General features: G+C 65.0%; 21 protein-coding genes. 18 read left to right on the top strand and 3 right to left on the bottom strand.

Annotation, left to right across the window (positions count from 1 at the left end; translation table 11 throughout):
* Positions 1-115: 115 nt before the first annotated feature.
* From hpaR to OWC48_RS04935, 8 genes are all read left to right on the top strand, one after another.
* Entirely contained in the window at positions 116-634 is a 519-nt protein-coding gene (hpaR, locus tag OWC48_RS04970; RefSeq protein ID WP_282518932.1) for a homoprotocatechuate degradation operon regulator HpaR, read from the top strand.
* Positions 635-941: 307 nt separating this feature from the next.
* Positions 942-2087, top strand: coding sequence for an ABC transporter substrate-binding protein (locus OWC48_RS04965; protein WP_282518931.1), 1146 nt, complete (start codon positions 942-944; stop codon positions 2085-2087).
* 83 nt (positions 2088-2170) lie between these two features.
* Positions 2171-3043, top strand: coding sequence for a branched-chain amino acid ABC transporter permease (locus OWC48_RS04960; protein ID WP_282518930.1), 873 nt, complete (start codon positions 2171-2173; stop codon positions 3041-3043).
* Positions 3040-4818, top strand: coding sequence for a branched-chain amino acid ABC transporter ATP-binding protein/permease (locus OWC48_RS04955; protein ID WP_282518929.1), 1779 nt, complete (start codon positions 3040-3042; stop codon positions 4816-4818). The genes OWC48_RS04960 and OWC48_RS04955 overlap by 4 nt, the downstream gene beginning before the upstream one ends.
* Positions 4818-5546, top strand: coding sequence for an ABC transporter ATP-binding protein (locus tag OWC48_RS04950; protein ID WP_071917611.1), 729 nt, complete (start codon positions 4818-4820; stop codon positions 5544-5546). The genes OWC48_RS04955 and OWC48_RS04950 overlap by 1 nt, the downstream gene beginning before the upstream one ends.
* A 17-nt stretch (positions 5547-5563) precedes the next feature.
* Positions 5564-6649 carry a malate/lactate/ureidoglycolate dehydrogenase gene (locus OWC48_RS04945; RefSeq protein WP_282518928.1) on the top strand — a complete coding sequence of 362 codons (1086 nt, stop codon included), beginning with the start codon at positions 5564-5566 and terminating at the stop codon, positions 6647-6649.
* Positions 6650-6777: 128 nt separating this feature from the next.
* A complete protein-coding gene (locus tag OWC48_RS04940; RefSeq protein WP_028157190.1) occupies positions 6778-7554 on the top strand; it encodes an HpcH/HpaI aldolase/citrate lyase family protein in 777 nt (258 codons plus the stop codon).
* A gap of 100 nt (positions 7555-7654) precedes the next feature.
* Positions 7655-9178: a UxaA family hydrolase gene (locus tag OWC48_RS04935; protein WP_282518927.1), complete on the top strand. Its 1524-nt coding sequence runs from the start codon at positions 7655-7657 to the stop codon at positions 9176-9178.
* Positions 9179-9191: 13 nt separating this feature from the next.
* Here OWC48_RS04935 and OWC48_RS04930 read toward each other — a convergent pair whose 3' ends face one another.
* Complete coding sequence (locus OWC48_RS04930; protein ID WP_282518926.1) at positions 9192-10178, bottom strand: lipase family protein; 987 nt, start codon at positions 10176-10178, stop codon at positions 9192-9194.
* Between the two features lie 206 nt (positions 10179-10384).
* Here OWC48_RS04930 and OWC48_RS04925 point away from each other — a divergent pair, with 206 nt between their 5' ends.
* The 10 genes from OWC48_RS04925 to OWC48_RS04880 all read left to right on the top strand — a co-directional run bounded on the left by OWC48_RS04925 (position 10385) and on the right by OWC48_RS04880 (position 25248).
* The gene (locus OWC48_RS04925) at positions 10385-13654 is read left to right on the top strand and encodes a transglutaminase family protein (RefSeq protein ID WP_282518925.1); all 3270 of its coding nucleotides are present in this window, start codon (positions 10385-10387) and stop codon (positions 13652-13654) included.
* 27 nt (positions 13655-13681) lie between these two features.
* A complete protein-coding gene (locus OWC48_RS04920) occupies positions 13682-16207 on the top strand; it encodes a circularly permuted type 2 ATP-grasp protein (protein WP_282518924.1) in 2526 nt (841 codons plus the stop codon).
* The gene (locus tag OWC48_RS04915; RefSeq protein WP_282518923.1) at positions 16204-17082 is read left to right on the top strand and encodes a transglutaminase family protein; all 879 of its coding nucleotides are present in this window, start codon (positions 16204-16206) and stop codon (positions 17080-17082) included. The genes OWC48_RS04920 and OWC48_RS04915 overlap by 4 nt, the downstream gene beginning before the upstream one ends.
* 217 nt (positions 17083-17299) lie before the next feature.
* Positions 17300-18127, top strand: a complete 828-nt coding sequence (locus OWC48_RS04910) for a metal-dependent phosphohydrolase (RefSeq protein WP_282518922.1) — start codon at positions 17300-17302, stop codon at positions 18125-18127.
* 111 nt (positions 18128-18238) lie between these two features.
* On the top strand, positions 18239-19129 hold the full coding sequence (locus tag OWC48_RS04905; RefSeq protein WP_282518921.1) for an alpha/beta fold hydrolase: 891 nt from the start codon (positions 18239-18241) through the stop codon (positions 19127-19129).
* 80 nt (positions 19130-19209) lie between these two features.
* Positions 19210-20733, top strand: a complete 1524-nt coding sequence (locus tag OWC48_RS04900; RefSeq protein WP_282518920.1) for an FAD-dependent oxidoreductase — start codon at positions 19210-19212, stop codon at positions 20731-20733.
* Between the two features lie 127 nt (positions 20734-20860).
* Positions 20861-21436: an HdeD family acid-resistance protein gene (locus OWC48_RS04895; RefSeq protein ID WP_282518919.1), complete on the top strand. Its 576-nt coding sequence runs from the start codon at positions 20861-20863 to the stop codon at positions 21434-21436.
* 117 nt (positions 21437-21553) lie between these two features.
* Positions 21554-22765 (top strand): ABC transporter substrate-binding protein, encoded by a 1212-nt coding sequence (locus OWC48_RS04890; protein WP_282518918.1) that lies wholly within the window; start codon positions 21554-21556, stop codon positions 22763-22765.
* Between the two features lie 200 nt (positions 22766-22965).
* The gene (locus OWC48_RS04885; RefSeq protein WP_282518917.1) at positions 22966-24192 is read left to right on the top strand and encodes an acyl-CoA dehydrogenase family protein; all 1227 of its coding nucleotides are present in this window, start codon (positions 22966-22968) and stop codon (positions 24190-24192) included.
* Positions 24193-24489: 297 nt separating this feature from the next.
* On the top strand, positions 24490-25248 hold the full coding sequence (locus OWC48_RS04880) for a Crp/Fnr family transcriptional regulator (protein ID WP_282518916.1): 759 nt from the start codon (positions 24490-24492) through the stop codon (positions 25246-25248).
* Between the two features lie 47 nt (positions 25249-25295).
* Here OWC48_RS04880 and OWC48_RS04875 read toward each other — a convergent pair whose 3' ends face one another.
* On the bottom strand, positions 25296-25487 hold the full coding sequence (locus OWC48_RS04875; RefSeq protein ID WP_028157199.1) for a hypothetical protein: 192 nt from the start codon (positions 25485-25487) through the stop codon (positions 25296-25298).
* A 40-nt stretch (positions 25488-25527) separates the two neighbouring features.
* Positions 25528-25737: a hypothetical protein gene (locus OWC48_RS04870; protein ID WP_028157200.1), complete on the bottom strand. Its 210-nt coding sequence runs from the start codon at positions 25735-25737 to the stop codon at positions 25528-25530.
* Between the last annotated feature and the right edge of the window lie 108 nt (positions 25738-25845).

The raw sequence follows: 25845 nt of genomic DNA, 5'->3' as shown, positions 1-25845 counted from the left end.
ACAAATCGTGGTGCCTGGAGATACTTAACATGTTAAGTGAACGCGTCAAACACAATTTGGGCTTGCTGCACTGCAAACATTTTGCGGCTTGAAAGGGCGGCTTTGAAAGGACGACATGGCGAAGAGACCGGCTGACCCCGCGAACGGAAGTGAGCCCGCCGCACGGCAGGTGCCGATGCGCGACTTCTCGCGCTCGCTGCCGATGTCGCTGCTCAGGGCACGTGAAGCGGTGATGCGGCAATTTCGTCCCAAGCTGCGCGAGCACGGCCTGACCGAGCAGCAATGGCGCATCCTCCGCGCATTGGCAGCCATCGAGGCCGCGGAGGTGACCGAGCTCGCGCGCACGGCATTTCTCCTCGGGCCGAGCCTGTCCCGCATCCTGCGCGATCTCGAGGCGCGGAATCTGATCGAGCGCAGGACGGCGAAGGCGGACCAGCGCCGCAGCATGGTCTCGATCTCGAAAGAGGGCGTCAAGCTGATGGCCGCGGTCGCCCCATCCTCGGAAGCGATCTACGCCGAGATCACGCAGCGCTTCGGCGCGCGCAAGCTCGCTGAGTTGCAGGAAATGCTCGGTCAGTTGGAATTGTGTCTCGCTTCCACGGACGCGAGTGACGAGGTCACGGATGAAACGTAACGGCAAATTTGCATGATCACTTTCCAACTACGCATGACTGTCGTCATTGCATAACGCGTGGGCAGCGCGGTCGCCGCGAAATGCGTGAAAATGCCGTGAAAAATCGCTGAGAATAGACAGCCGTCGCGGGTGTTGATCACTATTGGGTGCGCGCTCTGCGCAGTTAGTCGATGTTGGCGCAATATCAATTTACTCGTATCGGCAGAATTCGTAAGTAGCATCCGGTTCTGTATTCAGCGATAGAGCCAAGACATAGATCCAAGACAAAGAAGGGCCGACAAGGATGCCCGGCCCCAGGGAGGAATGAATGAGACTGACGAGACGCGACTTCGCTGCCGGAATTGCTGCCGGCATTGCCGCGCCATACCTCATCAAGAGCGCGCATGCGCAAGGCGCCACCATCAAGATCGGCATGTGCGCGCCCGTCACCGGTCCCGCCGCCGAGTCCGGCGGCTACGCCGTCAAGGGCGCCAGGCTCGCGCTCGAAGCCGTCAACAAGGCCGGCGGTATCCTGGGAAAACAAGGCGAGTTGATCGTCGAGGACGACCAGACCACCAATCCCGGCATCGTGCTCGCCTTCTCGAAACTCGCCGCGCAGTCCGACATCGTCGGGTTCCTTGGCTCGATTCGTTCGACCCAGGTCCATGCGATGGCGCCCGACGTCACCAAGCTCGGCAAGCCCGTGATGATCGGCGGCACCGATCCGAATCTCACCCATATGGGCAATCAGTGGCTGTTCCGCTGCCGCCCCAATGACAGCTATTCCGGCCGCGTGATCGCCGAATACGGCGTCACCACGCTCGCCAAGAAGAAATGGGCCGTGCTGCACTCGACCGATGCGTTCGGCACCGCAGGCGGCAAGGCGCTGACCGCCGCGCTCGAAAAGCTCGGCGCGCCGCCGGTGCTCGATCAGGGCTATGCCAACCAGAGCCAGGACTTCACCCCGGTCGTGCTCGCGATCAAGCAGTCCGGCGCCGACATCCTCGGTTCCTACTTCACGTTCGAGAACGATCTCGGCATCTTTGCTCGCCAGCTCCGTCAGCTCGGCGTCAGCATCCCGTGGGTCGGCTCGCCCTCGATCGTCAACATCACCGCGCTGAAGCTCGCAGGTCCCGCGCTCTACAATACGTATGGCGTGGCCGACTATGCCGAGGATTCCAGCGCAGGCTCGCAGGCGTTCGGCAAGATCTACCGCGACGCGGTCAAGGTCGCGCCCGACAACCAGAGCTCCTGGACCTTCGACGCGATCAACGTGCTCGCGCAGGGCATCAACAAGGCCGGCACGACCGATCCGGCCAAGGTCCGCGAGGCCATTCTCGCGATCAAGAAGTTCGCGGGCGCCGAGGGCGAATACAATTTCGACCAGAACGGCGACGGTCTGCACGGCTACAACATCGTGAAGAACGACAAGGGCAAGATCGTCTTCGACAAGCACATCGAGTTCAACGACTGACGTTTCAACGGCCTCCCCGATTTCGATCGGGGAGGTCGAACCGTCTTTCGGCGAATGCATCCGACCTCCAACAGAAGCTTGTCATGGATCTCGCCCTGCAACTCCTTTTTACCGGCATCGGCATCGGCGCCGTCTACGCGCTCGTCGCGCTCGGCTTCGTGCTGATCTTCCGTGCCACCAATGTGGTGAATTTCGCCCAGGGCGAATTCTCCATGGTCGCGGCCTATCTGATGGTCGTCGCGGTCGAGGCAGGTCTGCCCTATTGGGCGGCCTTCATCGTCGCGCTGCTCGGCATGGCGCTGCTCGGCGTCATCTTCAATCTCGGCGTCTATTATCCGCTGCGCCACCGCACCTATCTGCCTGTCATCATCGCCACCATCGGCGCCTCGATCCTGCTCGCCAATTCCGTGCTCGCGATCTACGGCCCGCAGCCGCAGGTGCTGGAAGGCTGGTTTGAGACGCCGGGCATCCAGGTCGGCCCGGTCTATCTCGACAGCCAGTATCTGCTGATCATCGGCGTCACCATCTGTCTCGTGATCTTCAATTTCTGGTTCTTCGAGAAGACGTTGCTCGGCAAGAAGCTGCAGGCGACCTCGCAGGACAAGGAGATGGCCTCGCTGCTCGGCATATCCGTCTCCACCATGATCATGATCACTTTCATCTATTCGGCGGTGCTCGGCGGCCTTGCCGGTATTCTGGTCGCACCGGTGCTGTTCGTCTCGATCCAGATGGGCTCGACGATCGCGCTGAAGGCGTTCGCGGCCACCATCATCGGCGGCTTCGGCGACGTGGCCGGCGCCATCATCGGCGGGCTCTCGCTTGGGGTCATCGAAACCTTTGGCGCAGCCTATATCTCGGTGCCCTATAAGGACGGCTTCGCCTTCCTGGTGCTGATCGCCTTCCTGATCTTCCGGCCGCAGGGCATCTTCGGCGAACGCGTGGCGGAAAAAGCATGAGCGCTCCCAGCGACAACATGCCGATTCCGGCGCCCGGCATCCATTCGAAACCGCTGCTGGTCCGGCACCTGCCGTACTTCATCGGCGCGGCGATCCTGGTCTGGCTCGCGGCGACCATGCGCTTCGACGGATACGTCCACAACATCCTGCTGCAGGCCACCACGTTCTCGATCGCGGTGTTCGGCCTCTCGGTCGTGCTCGGCCTGTGCGGCCAGATCAATCTGGCGCAGGCCGCGTTCTTCGGCCTCGGCGCCTATGCGGTCGGCATCGGCACGACGGACCTGCAGGTCAGCTTCTGGGTGTGCCTCGTCGGCGGCTGCCTGATCTCGCTGCTCGCCGGCGCGTTCCTGGGCATGTCGACGCTGCGGCTCGGCGGTCATTATCTTGCGATGGTGACGATCTCGTTCCAGCAGATCGTCACGCTGGTGATGATCAACGCGATCTGGCTGACGCGCGGCCCCGACGGCGTCCCCAACATCAAGCGACCCGAGCTGTTCCAGTCGTCGCAGAGCTATCTCGCTTTCTGCGTCGCGATGCTGGCGATCGTCGGCTACCTGGTCTGGCATCTCGCGGATACAAAACTCGGCCGCGCCATGCGTGCGGTGCGCGACAACGAGCTTGCGGCCGGCGTCAACGGCATCGACGTCTTCCGCACCAAGATCTACGCGTTTGCGCTCTGTGCGCTGCTCGGCGGTCTCGCGGGCGGATTGTTCGCCGGCGGCTTCGCCTATGTCAGCCCCGATCAGTTCTCCTTTGCGGAATCGATCGTGTTCCTGACCATGTCGCTGCTCGGCGGCGTGGCCTCGCCGATCGGTTCTGCCATCGGCACGGGTCTCTTGATCCTGATCCCGGAATGGCTGCGCTTCCTCAAGAGCGTGCCGGGCCTGTATCTCGCAATCTACGGCCTGTTCGTGATCCTGATCATCCGCTTCATGCCCGACGGCATCTGGGGCTTTGTCGCGGACGCCTTCACGCGTTGGCGCGCCAAGATCAAGGCGCCGCCGGCAGCGGCTGCCCTGCAATTGAAGCCGGCGACGATCGGCGGCGACACGGTGCTGGAAGTCACCGGCCTGTCGAAGCATTTCGGTGGCCTCAAGGCCGTCGACGGCGTCGACATCGCCGTGAAGCGCGGCGGCGTGCATGCGCTGATCGGGCCGAACGGCTCGGGCAAGACCACGACGCTCAATGTGCTCTCGGGCCTCTATGAGGCAACGTCCGGCAGGATCGTGCTCGACGGCACCGACATCACGCATATGGCGCCGCATCAGCGCACGGCTGCGGGCCTCGGCCGCACGTTCCAGAACATTCGCCTGTTCCGTTCGATGACGGCGCTGGAGAATGTCGAGATCGGCGCCGAGCGGCCCGGCAACACCATGGTCGGGAAGGGCGACGACGCCCTGACCGAGCGGGCGATGGAGGCGCTGACCTTCGTCGGCCTCGGCAGCCGCGCCAACGAGCTGATCTCGAGCTTCTCCTACGGCCATCAGCGGCTGATCGAGATCGCCCGTGCGCTCGCGTCGAACCCGACGCTGCTGCTGCTCGACGAGCCGGCGGCCGGCCTCAACTCGACCGAGAAGCTGGAATTGCACGAGCTGCTCAAGCGCATCGCGGCGCAGGGCCTGACCATCCTGATCATCGATCACGACATGACGCTGGTCTCGGAAGCGGCCCAGCACATCACCGTGCTCAACTTCGGACGCCGTATCGCGGACGGCGAATCCATGGCCGTGCTGCGTCATCCCGACGTCGTCTCCGCCTATCTCGGGAGCGAATGATGCCGTTGCTCGAAATCCGCAATCTGGTGGTGCGCTACGGCGAGATCGAAGCGCTGCGCGGGGTGACCTGCGCGGTGGAGCAGGGGCAGGTGGTGACGCTGCTCGGGGCCAACGGCGCCGGCAAGTCCACGACCTTGCGCGCCATCTCCGGCCTCGCCAAGCCGACCTCCGGCGACATCCTGTTCGACGGCAAGTCGATCGCAGGTCTTGGTCCGGAAGCGATCGTCCGCATGGGCATCTCGCACGTGCCGGAAGGCCGCAGGGTATTCCCGGGTCTCACCGTGAAAGAGAACATCATGCTCGGCGCGTCCAATCGCCGGGCGCCGACCTCGGAGATTTCGCGGGAGGCGGACGCGATGTTCGACCTGTTCCCCGACATCCGGAAGTTCACCAACGCGCTCGGCTGGACTCTTTCCGGCGGCCAGCTGCAGATGGTGGCGGTCGCGCGCGGCTTGATGGCCAAGCCGCGGCTGCTGCTGCTCGACGAGCCCTCGCTTGGGCTAGCGCCCGTCATCGTGCAGGCCGTGTTCAAGATCATCTCGGAGATCCGGCGCAACACGACGGTGCTGCTCGTCGAGCAGAATGCGCGCATGGGCCTGTCGGTGGCCGATTACGGCTATGTGCTCGAAACCGGCCGCATCGTGCTCGGCGGCAAGCCCGACGCGCTCTGGGGCAACGAAGCGATCCGCGCCGCCTATCTCGGCGGCCATGCCAAGGTGAGTGCTTAAACGGGAGATATTTCGCGATGGTCACGATCCAGGTCCAGAACCTCATCGATTTCGTCGGCGAGGTGTTCGGCCACGCAGACTCCTCGCCGGAGGAGGCCAAGCGGATCGCGACCTATCTCACCACGGCCAATCTCACCGGCCATGACAGCCACGGCGTGATCCGCGTGCCCGTCTACATCCGCTGGCTGAAGACGGGTTTCGTGGTCCCGAACCAGACCGCGGAGGTCGTGGTCGACACGCCTTCGCTCGCGGTGGTCGACGGCAAGTTCGGCTACGGCCAGACCGTGACGCCGCAGGCGGTCCGGATCGGCATCGAGAAATGCAAGAAGGCGGGCCTTGCCGCTGTTGCGCTGCGCAATGCCGGCCATATCGGCCGCGTCGGCGACTGGGCCGAGATGGCCGCCGCCGAAGGGGTGGTCTCCGTGCATTTCGTCAATGCCGCGGGCTCGCTTTTGGTGGCGCCGTTCGGCGGCGTCGAGAAGCGGCTCTCCACCGCGCCTTATTGCGTCGGCATCCCGCGCACGGGGCAGGATCCGATCGTGCTGGATTTCGCAACCTCGGTCGTCGCCGAAGGCAAGGTGCTGGTCGCAAGCCGCGGTGGCAAGAAGCTGCCGAAGGGCGCGCTGGTCGATGCCGACGGGACCCTCAGCGAGGACCCGACCGTGCTCTACGGGCCGTTCACGCCGGAAGGGCCGCGCGATCACACCAAGGGGACGGGGGCCATCCGCGCTTTCGGCGATCACAAGGGCTCGGGCCTTGCGTTCATGTGCGAGCTGCTCGGCGGCGCGCTGACCGGAACCGGGGCCACCTCGGGCGGCCGACGCTTCGCCAACGGCATGCTGGCGTTCTATGTCGATCCGAAGGTGATCGATACCTCCCATGTGTTCGATGCAGAGGTGTCGCGCTATACCGACTTCATCCGCGCCACCAAGCCGATGGCGGGGGTCGATCAGGTGCTGATTCCAGGCGATCCCGAGCGGAAAACCCGGGCCGAGCGCACCAAGAGCGGCATCCCCTTGCCGGATGACACCTGGGCGGCGATAGTGAACACCGCCCGCGAGGTCGGCGTCAGCGAAGTCAGCATCCAGCGGGCGACCGCATAGGTCTTGCGTCATTGCGAGCGTAGCGCGGAGCCCCGGTTCGCGGTAACAGCAGAGCCGTGCGGTCGCGGCGCTCGTCATGGTGACGAAGGTCCAAACAACGGTCCAAGCAACAAAAGAAGGAAGGCAACGTGGCGAACAAGGTCAAGGAAATCTGGAAGTCGGGCAAGGCCGTGGTCAACGCGTGGCTCGCGATTCCCTCCGGCTTCTCGGCCGAGATGATCGCGCAATGCGGCTTCGACAGCGTCACCGTGGACATGCAGCACGGCGTGCAGGACTATCTCTCGATGGTGCAGTGCTTCCAGGCGATGGATAAGCATCCCGTGACCCCGATGGTCCGCGTGCCCTGGAACGAGCCCGGCATCATCGGCAAGGTGCTCGACGGCGGCGCCTATGGCGTGATCTGCCCGATGGTCAACACGGCGCAGGAGGCCAAGAACCTCGTCTCGTATTCCAAGTATCCGCCGCAGGGCGTCCGCTCCAACGGCCCGATCCGCGCCGGCATGTACGGCACCGCAGGCTCCTACCAGAAGACCGCGAATGCCGACACCATCCTGCTGCCGATGATGGAGACCAGGACCGCGGTCGAGAACATGGAAGCGATCCTCGACGTCGAGGGCATCGACGGCGTCTATATCGGCCCGTCCGATCTCGGCTTCTCCTACGGCCTCGAGCCGAAGCTCGACCGCACCGAGCCGGAGATCCTCGCGATCTACGACAAGATCATCAAGGAATGCGCCAAGCGCGGTCTCAACCCGGGCATCCATTGCAGCGGCGCGGAAGGCGCGGCGCGCGCGATCAACATGGGCTTCAAGCTGGTGACGTTGTCCAACGAAGTCGGCCTGATGACGACCTACGCCAAGATGCAGGTCAACGCGACCCGCAAGGATTCGGCCGGGAAGGCCTAAGACACTCGCGAATGGCGGATGGGGAGTAGCGAATAGTGCTGCTCCCCTTTTTCCATTCGCCACTCACCAACTCGCTATTCGCCTCCGAAGGAGACCTGCCATGACCATCAGCCCCGTCATTCGCCTCCATCCCGATGATGGCGTGCTGATCGCGCGCGCGAGCCTGCCGCCGGGAACATTGGTTGCCGACGGCGTGACCACGGTCGAGCGCATTCCCTCCGGCCACAAGGTCGCGATCAAGCCGATCGCATTGGGCGAGCCGGTGATACGCTACGGCCAGATCATCGGCTTTGCGACGGTGCCGATCGCACCGGGCCAGCACGTGCACGTGCAGAATTGCGGCATGGGTGATTTCTCGAAGGACTACGCCTATTGCGCCGACGTCAAGCCGACGCCGAATTTCGATCTGCCGGCGACCTTCGAAGGCATCCGCCGCCCGGACGGCCGCGTCGCCACGCGCAACTATATCGGCATCCTCACCTCGGTGAATTGCAGCGCGCATGTCGCAAGCCTCGTCGCCGACGTCTTCAAGAAGAATCCGTTCACCGGCGACAATCCGCTGGCCGACTTTCCCAATGTCGACGGCGTGGTCGCGCTGACCCACAAGACCGGCTGCGGCATGACGCAGAACGAGCCCCTGGCGCTGCTCCGCCGCACGCTCGGCGGCTATGCGCGTCACGTCAATTTCTCCCACGTCATCGTGCTCGGTCTCGGCTGCGAGGTGAACCAGATCGGCGGGCTGATGGAGGAGCAGAAGCTCGCCGGCCGCCTCCGCGCGATGGACATCCAGGAGGTCGGCGGCACCCGCAAGACGGTGGAGGCCGGCATTGCGTTCGTGCGTGAAGCTCTCGCAGACTCCAACAAGGTCAAGCGCGAATCCGTACCGGTGAGCGAACTCACCGTGGCCCTACAATGCGGCGGCTCGGACGGCTATTCCGGCGTATCCGCAAATCCGGCGCTGGGGGCCGCCAGCGATCTCATCGTCCGTCACGGCGGCACCGTGATCCTGTCCGAGACGCCGGAGACCTACGGCGCCGAGCATCTGCTCACGCGCCGCGCCGTCAGCCGCGAGGTCGGCGAAAAGCTGGTCGATCTCATGCGCTGGTGGGACGAATACACCGAGCGCGAAGGCGCCGAGATGAATGCCAATCCGAGCCCCGGCAACAAGGCCGGCGGCCTCACCACCATTTTGGAAAAGTCGCTCGGCGCGATGGCCAAGGCCGGCACCACCAACCTCGTCGACGTGCTGCGCTACGCCGAGCCCGTCACGAAGCGCGGTTTCGTGTTCATGGACACGCCCGGCTATGATCCGGTCGCCGCGACCGGTCAGGTCGCCGGCGGTGCCAATCTGGTCTGCTTCACCACCGGCCGTGGCAGCGTGTTCGGCTGCAAGCCGGCGCCGTCGATCAAGCTCGCCACCAACACGCCCATGTACAAGCGCATGGAAGAGGACATGGACGTCAATTGCGGCACCATCCTCGAAGGCGAGGAGAGCGTCCAAGAGTGCGGCCAGCGCATCTTCGAGCTCATCCTGAAGACGGCTTCGGGACAGCCGACCAAAAGCGAGAGCTTCGATTTCGGCGGCGCCGAGTTCGCGCCCTGGGTGCTCGGGGCGACGATGTGAGGCTACGCGGCAGCTACGGAATGGTGACCGACAACGCCCGGAAGTAGCTTGCCGGAACATGGTCGCGCACGACGCCGGGCAGTATGTCGGATTGGTCGAGCGTCCGCGGGTCGATGTCGCGGAGCTCCTCGATGCTTGGGATCTTCAGGTGGAAAATGTCCGCGGCACCAAGGGTACGAAGCCCGATTTGGATGAGGCTGGGGTCGTTTCCCTCTTTCGACTCCGGCACCTGACCTGCGAAGGTCGAGCCAGACCCGCAACGCACCATTTGGCCGACGTGGCGGAAATTGCCTAGCGGCAGGCTGGGTGGAACGGCCGGGACGATGTCGTTACCGTTGACGAGCCGGAACGTGCTTTCGCCGAGAGGCTCGTAGGCTTCAAAGAAACGCTGACCGCCGGTTCGCGGCCCGCCAAACGTGTAAATGGCGGTTGCCCGCAAGCCAGCATCCAACGCCCGCAGTGCTGCGATATTTGCCAAGGCGCCGCCCATGCTGTGTCCGGTAAAGAAGAGCGGCTGTCCGGCGCCGCCGCTCCTGATAGCAGCTTCGATGTCTGATCGGACTGCACCGACGGCTTCGGCAAATCCCTTGTGAAAAACATTTGGACTTGGTTCGAGGGTGAAGTCGGTGATCCAATCCTTGATACTGAGCGGATCGGTGCCGGACAGTGTGACGAATGTCGCGTCGCGTCCGACGGCGACAATGAAGCGGGCTTTTGGTGGCACCAAACCTGTAGCGGGGGTGTCGGCACCGAAGCCGCGCATCTCCAGCCCCAGTGCCTTCAGAATATTGTCTACCTTGTCGCGGTCGTCGGTCTCGTAGGCGAGCTGCGACAGCCACATCATGGCTTGCGCGTTTCCCGGTGTGAAACCTGGAGTGACCGTGAAACCATCGAGCGCGTCGGCGCGATAGGAAGCCTGCGGGAATCTGACCAGAAAGCTCATCGGAAACATCTCCTCTTTCAGGCCGCGCCACGCGTCGATACGTTGCGCGGCAACCATTACGAACGGGAGAGTCCATCATGCGCAAAGCGGCGCGTCGGGCGCGGCTTGTGCAGGCAATGGTTCATTCGATCATAGGTAGATTACTTCGGCAAGTGTAACTCGCAGATCAGCCCGCGGCGTAGGCAACCCGTGCCCGTTGTTAGTGCTTGATCCCACCCGGAACCGGTGTTCTGCTCAAAAAAGCTGCTGGAGCACCGCACCCCGTGTCGATCTACGTCGCACTACATCACGTCACGCACTACAAATACGACCGCCCGATCGATCTTGGCCCGCAGACCATCCGGCTGCGGCCGGCGCCGCATACGCGCACGCCGGTTCTGAGCTATTCGCTCAAGGTCACTCCGGCCAATCATTTCGTGAACTGGCAGCAGGACCCGCAAGGCAATTGGCTGGCGCGCTACGTCTTTCCGGAGAAGACGACCGAGCTGAAATTCGAGGTCGACTTCACGGCGCAGATGACCGTGGTCAACCCGTTCGACTTCTTCGTCGAGCCCTATGCCGACAGCTTTCCGTTCGAATATCCGAAGGACCTGAAGACGGAGCTTGCGCCTTATCTCGAGACCATCAAGCCCGATCGCCTGTTCGCGAAATTTCTCGATACGATCCCGCACGAAGCCCCGAACACCGTCAACTTCCTGGTCGATCTCAACCGCGAGCTTCAGAAGCACGTCCGTTACATCATCCGCATGGAGCCCGGCGTGCAGACGCCGGAGGAGACGCTCTCCTCCGGGGCCGGCTCGTGCCGCGACTCTGCCTGGCTGCTGATCCAGACCCTGCGTCATCTCGGCCTCGCGGCGCGCTTCGTCTCCGGTTACCTGATCCAGATCCGTCCCGACATCGATCCGATCGAGGGACCACCCGAGGTGGAAAGCGATTTCACCGATCTGCACGCCTGGGCCGAGGTCTATCTGCCGGGCGCGGGCTGGATCGGATTTGACGCGACGTCCGGCATGCTCGCGGGCGAGGGGCACATCCCGGTTGCGGCCACGCCGCATTATCGCTCGGCCGCGCCGATTTCCGGCGGCGCCGGCTTTGCCGAAGTCGAGTTCGCCTTCGACATGAGCGTCAAGCGCATCCGCGAGGCGCCGCGCATCACAAAGCCGTTCTCCGACGAATCCTGGACGCGGCTCAATGACCTCGGCGAGCAGGTCGACGGCGATCTCGCCGCGCAGGATGTCCGGCTGACCATGGGCGGCGAACCGACCTTCGTCTCCGTCGATGATCTCGAAGCGGCGGAGTGGAACACCGAGGCCGTCGGCCCGACCAAGCGCGCATTGGCCGACGATCTGATCCGCCGCCTGCGCACGCGTTTCGGGCCGGGCGGCCTGCTGCATTACGGCCAGGGCAAATGGTATCCCGGCGAGAGCCTGCCGCGCTGGGCCTTTGGGCTTTATTGGCGCAAGGACGGCGTGCCGATCTGGAAGAACGCCGACCTCATTGCCAGCATCGAAAATCCGCGCCGCGCCGAGGCCAAGGACGCCAAAGCGTTCGTGGAAGGCGCGGCGGCACGGCTCGGGCTCGATCCCGGCTACATCATGCCGGCCTACGAGGACACCGCGCTCTGGCTTCAGAAGGAAGCCGAGCTTCCCGTCAATGTCGATCCGTCCGACTCCAAATTGTCCGATCCGGAGGCGCGCGTGCGGATCGCGCGGGTGTTCGAGCAGGGCCTCGACACCCCGCGCGGATTCGTGCTGCCGGTGCAGCGCTGGAACGCGCCGCCGCGCTGGCGCAGCGAGCGCTGGCAACTCCGGCGCAATCATCTGTTCCTGATGCCGGGCGATTCCCCGCTCGGCCTGCGCCTGCCGATCGGTTCGCTCGGCTACGTTCCACCCGATCAATATCCCTACATCGTCGAACGCGACCCGATGGAGGGGCGCGGCAAGCTGCCGGTGTTCAGCCTTCCGGCGCGTCCGGAAGCGCCGCCGCGGGCCGCGCCCGAGAAACTCAACACGTCGGTCCCGGTCCGCACCGCGATGTCGGTCGAAGTCCGCGACGGCGTGCTCTGCGCCTTCATGCCGCCGGTCGAGCGCATCGAGGATTATCTCGAACTGGTCGCGGCGCTCGAAGCCACCGCCGAGGAGATGCAGCTCCAGGTCCATGTCGAGGGCTACCCGCCGCCGTTCGACCCGCGCGTCGAGGTCATCAAGGTGACGCCGGATCCCGGCGTCATCGAGATCAACATCCAGCCGGCCAAGAGCTGGCGCGACGCGGTCGACATCACCTCCGGTCTCTATGAGGACGCCGGCAAGGTGCGCCTCGGTGCCAACCGCTTCCTGGTCGACGGCCGCCACACCGGTACCGGCGGCGGCAACCACGTCGTGGTCGGCGGCTCCTCGCCACAGGACTCGCCGTTCCTGCGCCGTCCCGATCTGTTGAAGAGCCTGGTGCTGCACTGGCAGCGGCATCCGTCGCTGTCCTATTTCTTCTCGGGCCTGTTCATCGGCCCGACCAGCCAGGCGCCGCGCATCGACGAAGCCCGGCACGACAGCATCTACGAGCTCGAGATCGCGCTCGCGCACGTGCCGCCGCCGGGTTACCAGACGCCGCTCTGGCTGGTCGACCGGCTATTCCGGCATCTGCTCGTCGACATCACCGGCAACACCCATCGCGCCGAGATCTGCATCGACAAGCTCTATTCGCCGGATGGGACCACAGGGCGGCTCGGCCTCGTCGAATTCCGCGCGCTCGAAATGCCGCCCGACCCGCGCATGTCGCTGGCGCAGCAGCTCCTGATCCGCGCGCTGATCGCAAAATTCTGGCGCGAGCCGCAGACCGGCAAATTCGTGCGCTGGGGCACCGCGCTGCATGATCGCTTCATGCTGCCTCACTTCATCTGGCAGGATTTTCTTGATGTGCTTTCTGAGTTGAAGCAATCCGGCTATCCCTTTGAGCCGGAATGGTATCTGGCCCAGCTCGAATTCCGCTTCCCCGCTTTCGGCCGTATCCATCATGGCGGCGTGACGCTGGAGCTGCGCCAGGCGCTGGAGCCCTGGCATGTGCTCGGCGAGGAGGGCTCGGCCGGCGGCACGGTGCGTTATGTCGACAGTTCGGTCGAACGGCTTCAAGTGAAAGCTGAGGGCTTTGTCGAGGGCCGCCACGTCGTGACCTGCAACGGCCGCCGCCTGCCGATGACGTCGACCGGCCGCTCCGGGGAGGCCGTGGCCGGCGTCCGCTTCAAGGCCTGGCAGCCGGCCTCCGGCCTGCACCCGACCATCCCCGTTCACGCGCCCCTGACCTTCGACCTGATCGACACCTGGAACGGCCGCTCGCTGGGCGGCTGCGTCTATCACGTCGCCCATCCCGGCGGCCGCAGCTACGACACCAAGCCCGTCAACACCTACGAGGCCGAGGCGCGGCGGCTGGCGCGCTTCCAGGACCACGGCCATACGCCGGGTCCGATGCAGCTCCCGCCCGAGGAACGCACAAATGAGTTTCCGCTGACCCTCGACTTGCGGACCCCGCTCCTGCAATGAGAATGATGGTGGGGCAGGGAGAGGCGCATGGGCGAGGGCGCAGCCGAACAGGACGACAAGACGGGTAAGGCGCAAGGTCAGCGCGAAGGCCAGCGCCGCCTCGCGCAATGGGTCCGCGACTATAGCCGCCTGCCTGGCATCCCCGACGAGTTCCTGGGGCCCGACGGCGCCCCCCGCGCGGTCTGGAGCCGCTTCTTCGACGCCTTCGGCGCGCTCGCGCCGGACGAGATCGAGCGGCGGTTCGGCATGGCCGACCGCCATTTGCGCGAAGCCGGCGTCACCTACCGTGCGCCCGGTGACAGCGCCGACCGGCCGTGGTCGATCAGCCATCTGCCGCTGCTGATCGACGAGGCCGACTGGAAGCAGCTGTCTGCCGGCATCACCCAGCGCGCCGAGCTGCTCGAGCTCGTGCTGCGCGACATCTATGGCGAGGGACGGCTGGTCGCGGAAGGCGCGCTGCCGGCCGCCGCGATCGCCGGCAGTCCCGAATATCTCCGCCCCGTCTGCGGCGTGCCGCCGCCGGGCGGGCGCTATCTCTCGCTCTATGCCGCCGATGTCGGCCGCGGGCCGGACGGGCGCTGGTGGGTGCTCGGCGACCGCACGCAGGCGCCGTCGGGGGCGGGCTATGCGCTGGAGAACCGCCTGGTGCTCTCGCGCGCCTTCTCCGATCTCTACAAGTCGATGAACGTGCCGCGCGTTGCGCCGTTCTTCGAGGCGTTTCGCGACAGCCTGCGCGCGCGCGCCGATCGCGACGAGCCGCGCATCGGCGTGCTCACCCCGGGCAGCTTCAGCGAGACCTATTTCGAGCACGCGACCCTGGCGCGCTATCTCGGCTTTCTGCTGGTCGAGGGCGACGATCTCGCCGTCAGCGACAACCGCATCCACATCCGCACTGTTGCCGGCCTGAAGCGGCTCGACGTGCTGCTCCGCCGGGTCGATTCCAATTCGCTCGATCCGCTCGAGCTCGATGCGTCCTCGCATCTCGGCGTGCCCGGCCTGATCGACGTGCTGCGCAAGGACGGTGTCGTCGTCGCCAACATGCCGGGCTCGGGCGTGCTGGAGGCGCGCGCGATGCTCGGCTTCCTGCCGGCGCTGAGCCGTCGCCTGCTCGGCGAGGAGCTCAAGATGCCGCATATCGCGACCTGGTGGTGCGGCCAGCGCATCGCCCGCGACGAGGTGCTGTCACGGCTCGATGAGGTCGCGATCGAGGGCGCCTATCGGCGCGGCGTTCCCGGCTTCGACAGCAATGGCCCGGTGCTCGCGAGCGAGCTCGACGCCGCCGGGCGCCAGCGTCTCGTCGACGCCATCAGCACGCGCGGCATGGATTATGTCGGCCAGGAGGTGGTGCGGCTTTCGACCATGCCGGTGTGGGAGCAGGGCCAGCTCACGCCGCGTCCCTTCGTGCTGCGCGTGTTCGCGGCCGCGACCCCCGACGGCTGGGCCATCATGCCCGGCGGCTTCTGCCGGATCGCCGAGCAGGCGGACGCGCGCGCGGTGTCGATGGGCGACGGCGCGCGCGCCGCCGATGTCTGGGTGGTCTCGGACAAGAAGGTCTCGGTCGCGACGCTGCTGCCCGCGACCGACAAGGTGCGGATCCGCCGCATCGCCGGCGTGCTGCCGAGCCGCGCCGCGGACAATCTGTTCTGGCTCGGCCGCTATCTCGAACGCGCCGAGGCAACGCTGCGGCTGGTGCGCGCGCTGGGTTCGCCGAGCGGGCCCAACAAGGGCACCGCGGCCTCGCTGCAATCGGCCGACCGCATCCAGCGCCTGCTGGTGGCCTGGGGCGCGATCTCGCAGGCCTCGCGCACCGCGCCGGGGCGTATCGTCGCCGAAGCGCTGCAGAGCCCGGAGCGTTTCGGCTCGGCGCTGTCGCTGGTGCGCGCGGCGCAGCGTACGGCGACATCCTTGCGCGAGCGGCTGTCGCCCGACGCCTGGCAGGTCATCACCGAGATGGCCGATCGGCTGGCCTACGAGGTCGAGGACGACGACGATGTGCTGAGCGCGGCCGAGCTGACCTTGCAGGAGCTGGCGAGCTTTGCGGGGCTGGCGCAGGAGAACATGAACCGCGCCGCCGGCTGGCGCTTCCTCGATATCGGCCGCCGCACCGAGCGCGCCATCAACACCACGCGCTTCGCGCGCCAGTTCGCCTATGACGAGGCCTGCGACGAGGATCTCGATATCCTGCTGACGCTGGTGGATTCCCAGATCACCTACCGCTCGCGCTATCTGCTGGCGCCGATCCTCGCGCCGGTGCGCGACCTCGCGGTGCTCGACAGCTACAATCCGCGTTCGGTCGCATTCCAGGTGACGACGCTGAACGAGCACATCGCGTCGCTCCCGAGCCTGAAGGAGCACGGCCTGATCGAGCAGCCGCAGCGGCTCGCGGTGGCGGTGCAGTCCATGCTGGCCACTGCCGAGGCCGAGAAGCTCGAGGTCAAGACCCTGTTCTCGCTGGAGCAGGACCTGCTCAGCCTCGCCGAGGCGATCGGGCTGCACTACTTCCCGCACGGCCCCAATGCGAGCCGGCCGGAAAAGCTGACGGGGCTGGCGTGATCTACGACATCCGTCACGTCACGACTTACGAATACGAGAGTCCGGTCAGCTTCGCCCGCTGCACGCTGCGGCTGGAGCCGAAGAGCGGCCACGGCCAGGAGCTGATCTCGCACAAGGTCGAGATCCGGCCGCGCCCGTCCGAGCGCCACGTCCGCCGCGACTTCTTCGGCACGCTCACCGAGAGCGTCGTGATCGAAACCGCACACCGAAACTTGCGCATCGACTCGCGCTCGCGCGTCTCCGTCTCGCGACAGCCGCCGGCGCGCGATGCCGTCAGCCCGCCCTGGGAGAGCATCCGCGACATCGCGTTTGAAGCGACGAGCCTCGGGCCGTCCTCGCCGGTCGGCTACGTCTTTGCGAGCCCGCTGGTGCCGGTGCTGCACCCCGTCAGCGCCTATGCGGGCACGAGCTTTGCGCCCGGCGCAGGGATCCTGGCCGGCGCGGCCGATCTCATGCATCGCATCCGCACCGAATTCCGCTACGATCCGAAGGCGACGGTGATCTCGACGCCGCTTGGCGAGGTCTTCGACAAGCGCCATGGCGTTTGCCAGGACTTTGCCCATGTGATGATCGCAGGGCTGCGCGGGCTCGGCCTTCCGGCAGCCTATGTCAGCGGCTATCTCCGTACCATCCCGCCGCCGGGCCAGCCGCGTTTGCAGGGCGCCGATGCCACCCATGCCTGGGTGTCGCTGTGGTGCGGGGCTGAGCTTGGCTGGGTCGATTTCGATCCGACCAATGATTTGCTGGTCGCCAACGATCACATCGTGCTCGCGGTCGGCCGCGACTTCTCCGACGTCTCGCCGGTCGACGGCATCATCGTCGGCTCGCCGAAGCAGAAGCTCGGCGTCGCCGTGGACGTGCTGCTGGTGGAATAAAAGCGGTCTTGCCGGCCCGGCGCCCGCTGCCGCCAAGCTGTGTCGCGCCCCGACCGCAACCGTGATGTCGCAGGGCACAACAGCAACATATTTCCGTAAATTCGTCCCGGCGTTTGGTCAGGTGGCCCAAGATGGGCTATGCTGGCCGTTGCGTCGAGGACACGAATGAGACGTCGGGAGCTGGCGTGGGACACCACCGACGAGCGGGGCTGCATCCATGATGACGTTACCGAGACTGGCGGCTGAATCCCTGGAGAAGGTGCTGGGCTCGTTCATGCGTCGCAGGTACGGCGAGGCTCCCGCGAACATCGTCGAAAGCGCGACGCGCACCGCGATGGAGTGCATTGGCAATAGCGACGCGCTCTACCACAATGTCGAGCACACGATGCTGGTGACGCTGGCGGGCCATTCCATCCTCAGCGGCCGATATCTCCACACCCACCTCGAGGCCGCGGATTACGTCCACATTCTGATCGCGTGCCTCGCCCACGACATCGGCTATGTCCGGGGCCTGTTCGAGGAGGATGACAATGACGGCTTCGTGATCGACGCGGCGGGCACCAAGGTTTCATTGCCCCGCGGCGCCTCGGATGCCAGCCTGATGATGTATCATGTCGACCGGTCGAAGCTCTATGTCATGCGGCGGTTGCAACATATCCCGGGGCTGGACCCGGAACGCATCGCCAGCGCCATCGAGGGCACCCGCTTCCCGGCCCGTGAAGGGCAGGAGTATGACGACGAAGCCTCGATCCTGCGCGCCGCGGACTTCATCGGCCAGCTCGGCGATCCCAACTATCTGCGCAAGGCCAACGCGCTCTATTACGAATTCGAAGAGGTCGGCATCAATCGCCAGCTCGGCTACGACTCGCCCGCCGACATCGTGAACCGCTATCCACAATTCTACTGGAACAGCGTCGCACCGCACATCCAGACCGAGATCGGCTATCTCAACAAGACCGAGATCGGTCGGCAGTGGATCGCCAACCTCTACAGCAACGTGTTCCGCGCCGAACGCGAGATCTCGCTGTCAGGCCCGCAGAAATAGGCCCCGTAGCCCGCATGGAGCGAAGCGGAATGCGGGGACGCCTGCATCCGCGAATCCCGGATTGCGCTGCGCTTCATCCAGGCTACGGCCTCTCAACTCCGTGAGCAAATCATGCAACAAAAAACCATCACCACGGATATCCTCGACATCGCCTATCTCGAATACGGCGCGCCGGATGGTTGGCCCTGCATCATGGGCCACGGCTTTCCCTACGATGTGAGCGCCTATGCCGAGACCGCGCCTCTGATCGCGGAAGCGGGCGCGCGGGTGCTTGTGCCGTGGCTGCGCGGCTACGGGCCGACGCGGTTCCGGTCCGCCGCGACGCTGCGCTCCGGCGAGCAGGCGGCGCTCGGCGCCGATCTGCTGGCCTTCATGGATGCGCTTCACATCGGGCGCGCGGTCGTCGGCGGTTACGATTGGGGCGGGCGGGCGGCCTGCGTGGTCTCGGTGCTGCATCCCGAGCGCGTGATCGCCCTCGTCTCCGGCAATTCCTACAACATCCAGAACATTGCGCGCGCGCTGGAGCCGGCTTCGCCACCGGAGGAAGCGGCGCTCTGGTATCAATATCTCTTCCACAACGAGCGCGGCCGCCGCGCGCTGGAGCGCAACCGGCGCGGCTTTGCGCGCCAGCTCTGGGCGATGTGGTCGCCGAAATGGGGCTTCGACGACGCCACGTTCGAGACAAGTGCGGCGTCGTTCGACAATCCTGATTTCGTCGATGTCGTGATCCATTCCTACCGTCACCGTTATGGGCTGGTCGAAGGCGATCCCGCCTATGCCGCGATCGAGGCCAAGCTCGCCGCGCAGCCGCCGATCCGTGTCCCGACGATCGCGATCGACGGCGACAGCGACGGCGTCAATCCCGGCACCATCAGTCACGCGCCCAGGTTCGAAGGCTTCTTCGAGCGGCGTGTCTTCGCTGGGGCCGGCCACAACCTGCCGCAGGAGCGGCCTGCCGAATGGGCGCAAGCCGTGCTCGACGTTCGCAAGGCGGCCGCCTGACCCCGATTTTCGACGTCGCGGGGAACTTTTCGCTGACGGCGCCGTCCAAGTCCTGAGCGAGAGCTGTGAAGGAGTTGATCATGGGCGAGGAAAGCAAGCCGAGCGGGCCGGACCTGACCAAGGGCGTATCGCTCAACCAGTTCAAGGACGGCAAGCTGCTCGGCCATGTCGGCGAGGAAGACGTCTTGCTGGTGCAAGCCGGCAGCGAAATCTTCGCGATCGAGCCGTCTTGCAGCCACTACCACGGCCCGCTCGCCGAAGGGCTGGTGGTCGGCGACACGATCCGCTGTCCCTGGCATCACGCCTGCTTCTCCTTGCGCACCGGCGAAGCCACCCGACCGCCGGCGCTGAACGCGCTCGCGGTGTGGGAGGTGACGCGCGATCGGGACAAGGTCATCGTTCAGCGCAAGCGCGAGATGCCGCAGCCTGCAGCGTCACATCGCAGCGCGCCGACGCCGGAAAAATTCGTCATCGTCGGCGGCGGTGCGGCCGGCTTTGCGGCCGCCGAGACGCTGCGGCGCGAGGGCTTTGCCGGCGCCATCACCATGTTGAGTAATGACGCCGCGATGCCGGTCGATCGGCCGAACCTTTCCAAGGATTACCTCGCCGGCAATGCACCGGAGGATTGGCTGCCGCTGCGGGGCGAGGACTACTATCAGGACGCGGGCATCGATCTCAGGCTCAACACGAATGTTGCCGCAATCGATCCGAAGGCGCGCAGCGTCACGCTCGGCAATGGCGACACGCTGCCGTTCGACCGGCTGCTGCTTGCAACCGGCGCCGAACCGGTCAAGTTGCAGATTCCGGGCGCGGACCAGCCACATGTCCATACCTTGCGCAGCGTTGCCGACAGCCGCGCCATCATCAAGGCGGCCGGCAGCGCGAAGCGCGCGCTGGTGATCGGCGCCAGCTTCATCGGCCTCGAAGTCGCGGCCTCCTTGCGGGCGCGCAAGCTGGAGGTGCATGTGGTTGCCCCCGAGGAGCGGCCGATGCAGCGCGTGCTCGGCTCCGAGATGGGTGATTTCGTCCGCGCGCTGCATGAAGACAACGGCGTCCACTTTCACCTCGAGGACACCGTCGAAAAGCTCGACGGCAAACGCGCCACGCTGAAGAGCGGCAGTGTGATCGAGGCCGATCTGGTCGTGGTCGGGATCGGCGTCAAGCCGCGCCTTGCGCTCGCCGAGCAGGCGGGGCTCGCCATCGATCGCGGCGTCAGCGTGAACGAGTATCTCGAGACCAGCGCATCAGGCATCTTCGCGGCCGGCGACATCGCGCGCTGGCCCGATCCGCATTCGGGCCAGAACATCCGCGTCGAGCACTGGGTAGTGGCGGAGCGGCAGGGCCAGACCGCGGCGCGTAACATGCTCGGCAAGCGCGAACGCTTCGACGCCGTGCCGTTCTTCTGGTCGCAGCACTACGACGTTCCGATCAACTATGTCGGCCATGCCGAGAGCTTCGACGAGATCGCGATCGACGGCAGCATCGACGGCAAGGACTGCGTGCTGAGGTACCGCCAGGGCGGGCGCGTGCTGGCGGTCGCTTCAATCTATCGGGACCTCGACAACCTCAAGGCCGAGCTCGAGATGGAGCGGTCGGGCGGCTGACGCGCCGCATTCGATCTTGATTTACGTCAATGTTGCTGCGGCTGCGGCTGCTTTGCTGGCTGTCGTCCCAAGGTGGCCCGTGCTATCCTGAATTGTGCCTCCGGGCTCCGCATGCAGGAGTGGCGTCATGACAAGTGCCTCGGATACGTCTCCTCAATCAAGCCTCGGCTCGGGCATTGCGGCGTTGCATCCCAAATGGGGCTGGATCGTCGCGCTCGGTGTCGTCTACCTCATCGCCGGATTCGTCGCGCTCGGCAGCGTGATGTTGGCGACAGTGGCGAGCGTGATCGTGGTCGGCGCCATGATGATCGTGGCTGGTGCCACCGAGATCATCGGCGCATTCCAGATGAAGAGCTGGGGCAAGTTCCTGATCTGGGCCTTGCTCGGCGTGCTCTATGTCATCGCGGGTTTCCTGACCTTCGAGAACCCGCTGTTCGCGGCAGTGCTGCTGACGTTGTTCCTGGGCGCGTCGCTGATCGCCTCGGGGGCCGTCCGGCTGTTTCTCGCCTTCAGCATGAAGCGCGAAAGCCCGTGGGTATGGGTCGCGCTATCTGCCGTCATCACACTGCTGCTTGGTTTCTTGATTCTGGCGCGCTGGCCGGTGAACAGCGTCTACATCCTCGGCCTGTTCCTCGGCATCGACCTGATCATGGCGGGCGCCGGCTGGGTCAGCCTGGGCTTCAGCCTGCGGCGGCGCCACTAGCTGACCAGCAACTCGACGCAAGACCGTCTCGCGGAACTCCGCTGAGCTGACGCGCTGACAAAAAGGCAGCACGCCGCGCGGTCGCCTCGCGCGGACGATCATCACCGGGGAGAAACCATGAGAGCCGCTTTGGCCCTGGCCGCAGCGCTGGCTGCCGCCTGTCTGTCCACGCCCGCATCAGCGCAAAGATCCTACGGCCCTGGTGTCAGCGACACCGAGATCAAGATCGGCAACACGATGCCCTATAGCGGCCCCGCATCGCCGCTCGGCATCACCGGCAGGGTCATCTCCGCTTATTTCGACGAGGTCAACGAGAAGGGCGGCGTCAATGGCCGCAAGCTCAATCTGTTGTCGCTCGACGACGCCTTCTCGCCGCCGAAGACCATGGAAGCCGCGCGACGCCTGGTCGAGGGCGACGGCGTCGCCTTCATCTTCGCGACCATGGGCACCGCGCCGAGCTCGGCGATCGCAAAATATCTCAACAGCAACAAGGTGCCGCAGATCTTCCTGATCAGCTCGGCCTCGAAGTGGAACGATCCCGCCAACATGCCGTGGTCGATGGCGCTGCCCTGGGCGCCGAACTACACCAGCGAGGCCGCGATCGACGTCGCCTATGCCCGCGCCAAGAACCCGAACGCGCGTTTCGCGGTGCTCTATCAGAACGATGACGCGGGCAAGGAATATTTTCGCGGTGTCAAGGAAGCGCTTGGTGCCGACGCCGACAAGGCGCTCGCGATGGCCTCGAGCTTCGAGGTCACCGATCCCACCGTCGATTCCCAGGTGCTGACGCTGGCCAACACCAAGGCCGATGTCTTCATGATCTATTCGGTGACGCCGCGCGCTTGCGCGCAGGCGATCCGCAAGGCCCATGAGGTCGGCTGGCAGCCGACGCGCTTCCTCGCCAGCGGCTGCGCCAACAAGGCGACCGTGATGGTGCCGGCAGGTCTCGATGCCGGCAAGGGCGTGCTGTCGCTCGGCTCGCTCAAGCCGTTTGTCGAGCAGCCGAAGGACGACCCGTCGATGACGGCCTATATCGACTTCATGAAGAAGCGCCTGCCCAATGCCGACATCAACAACGTCGCCGGTCTCTACGGCTACACCGTCGCCGAGGCGTTGGTGGTCCTGCTCAAGCAGTGCAAGGACAACCTGACGCGCGAGAACATCATGGCGCAGGCGGCGAACCTCAAGAACGTGCCACTGTCGCTGTTGCTGCCCGGTATCACCCTCAACACCACACCGCAGGATTTCCGCCCGATCAAGGACGGCTACATGCTCCAGTTCGACGGCAACGACTGGATCGTGGCGAGCGAGCTCTTGCGCGGAACCTAACGTGCGGCAGAGACAGTGCACCCTCTCCCCTTGTGGGAGAGGGTGGATCGCCGCGAAGCGGCGAGCCGGGTGAGGGGTTTCTCTCCGCGAGTCGTCTCTACATTTGAACTCGCGGATACAACCCCTCATCCGGCGCTTCGCGCCACCTTCTCCCACAAGGGGAGAAGGGAAGAGCTAAGCGCAGCGAACAGGAGACCACCATGGACTTTCAACACTCCGCCCGTTCGCTGGAGCTGCAGGAGCGCGTCCGCCAGTTCATGCTTGCGCATGTCGAGCCGGTCGAGGAGCTCTACTACGAGCAGGTCAAGCCGGAGGCCACGCGCTACAAGACGCCGCAGGTGCTCCAGGACCTGAAGCGGCTGGCGCGGGAGCAGGGGCTCTGGAACCTGTTTCTCTCCGGCGAGCACGGCCAAGACCCTAACAACATTGGCCTGACCAATCTCGAATATGCGCCGGTGAAGGAGATCATGGGCCGTATCCTCTGGGCGCCCGAAATCTTCAACTGCTCCGCCCCTGATGTCGGCAACATGGAAGTGCTGGCGAATTACGGCACGCCGGCACAGCAGGAGCGCTGGCTGAAGCCGCTGCTGGAGGGGCGCATCCGCTCAGGCTTCTCGATGACGGAGCCGCAGGTCGCCTCCAGCGATGCCACCAACATCCAGTGCGAGATCAAACGCGACGGCGGCGACTACGTCATCAACGGCCGCAAATGGTTCACGTCGGGCGCGATGAACGAGGATTGCGAGATCCTGATCGTGATGGGCAAGACCGCGCCCGACCATCCCGACCGCCATCGCCAGCAGTCCATGATCCTGGTGCCCAAGGCGACGCCCGGCGTGCGCATCGTCCGCGACATGCTGACCTACGGCTACGACGACGCGCCGGTCGGCCATCCCGAAATCGTCTACGAGAATGTCCGTGTACCGGCGGAGAACATCCTGCTCGGCGAAGGCCGCGGCTTCGAGATCGCGCAGGGCCGGCTCGGCCCCGGCCGCATCCATCACTGCATGCGGTTGATCGGCTGCGCCCAGCGTGCGCTGGAATTGATGTGCCAGCGCTCCGTGTCGCGCACAGCCTTCGGCAAGCCGCTCGCCGAGCAGGGCTCTGTGAAGGAGGACATCGCGCACTCCTTCTGCGAGATCGCGCAGGCGCGGCTCCTGACGCTGCAAGCCGCCGACAAGATGGACCGCGAAGGCAACAAGTCGGCGCGCGACCTGATCGCCGCCGCCAAGATCGTGGTTCCCAGCATGGCCGCGCGCGTCATCGACCGCGCCATCCAGATCCACGGCGCCGCCGGCGTCTCGCAGGATACTTTCCTCGCGCGAGCCTATGTCTATGCCCGCTTCATCCGCATCGGCGACGGGCCGGACCAGGTGCATCTGGCAGCGGTCGGCAAGGAGCTGATCAAGCGCGGCGGACAGTTTTGAATTTGGTTGCGTTGCTTCCTTCAGTACGCACGCCATTGGGCAATGGAACTACTGCCGCGGAACCCACTACGGTGTTACCCATACGCATTTTGCAATTGTCTGCGGCCTCACAAATCTTGCTAACTCTTTCAGCGGCCCGCGCAGAATAATTGCACTGGTGTTGTAAGCGTTTGGAGTTTCATTGTTGAGATTAATAACGACTGCAAGCGAATTCGGCTGCGTTGCGCCTAGGGAACACAGGTTCAAACAACCCCTGAAGCCGCCTTTCCGGCCGGAATGGACAAGCCGGGAGATGCCTTGTCCAAGAGGCTTCCTGACGTGATTTCCCCGGGGCGAATTCGCAACCGCCTCCTGGCGGCAGTGCCGCCAGCGGACTTCGCGTCGCTTGCATCCGACCTGGAGACGGTAGCACTCGACCAGGACGCGGTTCTCTCGCGCACGGGCGATCGTCTTGAGCACATTCTCTTCCCCGATAGCGGGGCCGTTTCGCTGATGGTCAACATGGCAAGCGGGCAGACGGTTGCCACGGCCGCTGTCGGCCGCGAGGGCGCTGTCGGCATGCTTTCGGTGCTTGGACCGTCGCCTTCGGCAATCACCGCCATCGTCCGCGTGACGGGCACCGCCTCGCGGATTTCGGCCTCGCGGTTTCACGCTGCCTTCAATCGAAGCCCCGCGATACGGCAGGTCGTCCAGCTTCACGTCAGGGCGATGCTTGCGCAGTTTCAACTCGGCGTGGCATGCAATGCGTTACATCCGGTCCAGGCTCGGATCGCCCGCTGGCTGCTCCAGTTTCGCAATCGGACCGACCACGACGTCCTTCCGCTCACCCAGGAGGCGCTGTCGCAGATACTCGGCGTGCGACGAACCACGGTGACTCTCCTGATGCGCAGTCTGCGCGCGTCCGGAGCGATCCGATCGGAGCGACGAGGTCAAATCGAAGTCGACCCAATGCGGCTTGCTGCGGCCGCTTGCGAATGCCACAGCACCATGTCAAGCGAACTCGAGGAGATTTTGTCGATCGGCGTGCCCGGATCCCGCGTTCCGGTCGCCACCTGATGTGATATCGCGGTGATTCCTTGTGAGCAGCTGATGCTTCGCGTCGGTCAGCTTGTCTTCGCTCGACCAGGGCCCGGCACGGAGTCAGCCTCAAGCTCCGCAATTTCGCGCAGCACGCGCGCCGTCTCACGCAATTCGTTGCGGGCAGGGCCCGGCTTCAGCCGTCGTGCCTCGATAAGAAATTCCTTTGCCTGCAAGAGCCAAGCGGACGTTTCCCGCGAAATTTGCATGTGCGCCATGGTGTCCCTCCATCGCGATCATCGATGCATGTTTGGTCGATCATGCCTGCAAGCGGGCGATCCGAGGCGCAAAGGTGCCGGCCTCGTCGACCCAGGCTTCCCGAGCGAACCAGTTGTGATTGGACCGGCAAATCGGGCAGCGGGTGTGCGCAAAGAAAACGGGGCTGCGCCGAAAGCTCTCGCGATCGGTCTTGATGCCGGTAGGGATCGCGCGTCCGGTCTGCGGACACTTGATCATGATCATGCCCATGTAAGCCTCCCCTGAACTTGATTTTTCAAAAACAACCCGGCCGATTGGATTGCGCCTCTTGTTGGTGCGGTGGGCTTGGGGGGCATCGCGCACCTGCCTGTTCTTCGA

The sequence above is a fragment of the Bradyrhizobium sp. Arg816 genome (assembly GCF_029989365.1).
Lineage (GTDB): Bacteria > Pseudomonadota > Alphaproteobacteria > Rhizobiales > Xanthobacteraceae > Bradyrhizobium.
This window is presented reverse-complemented; position numbering and strand designations above follow the sequence as displayed.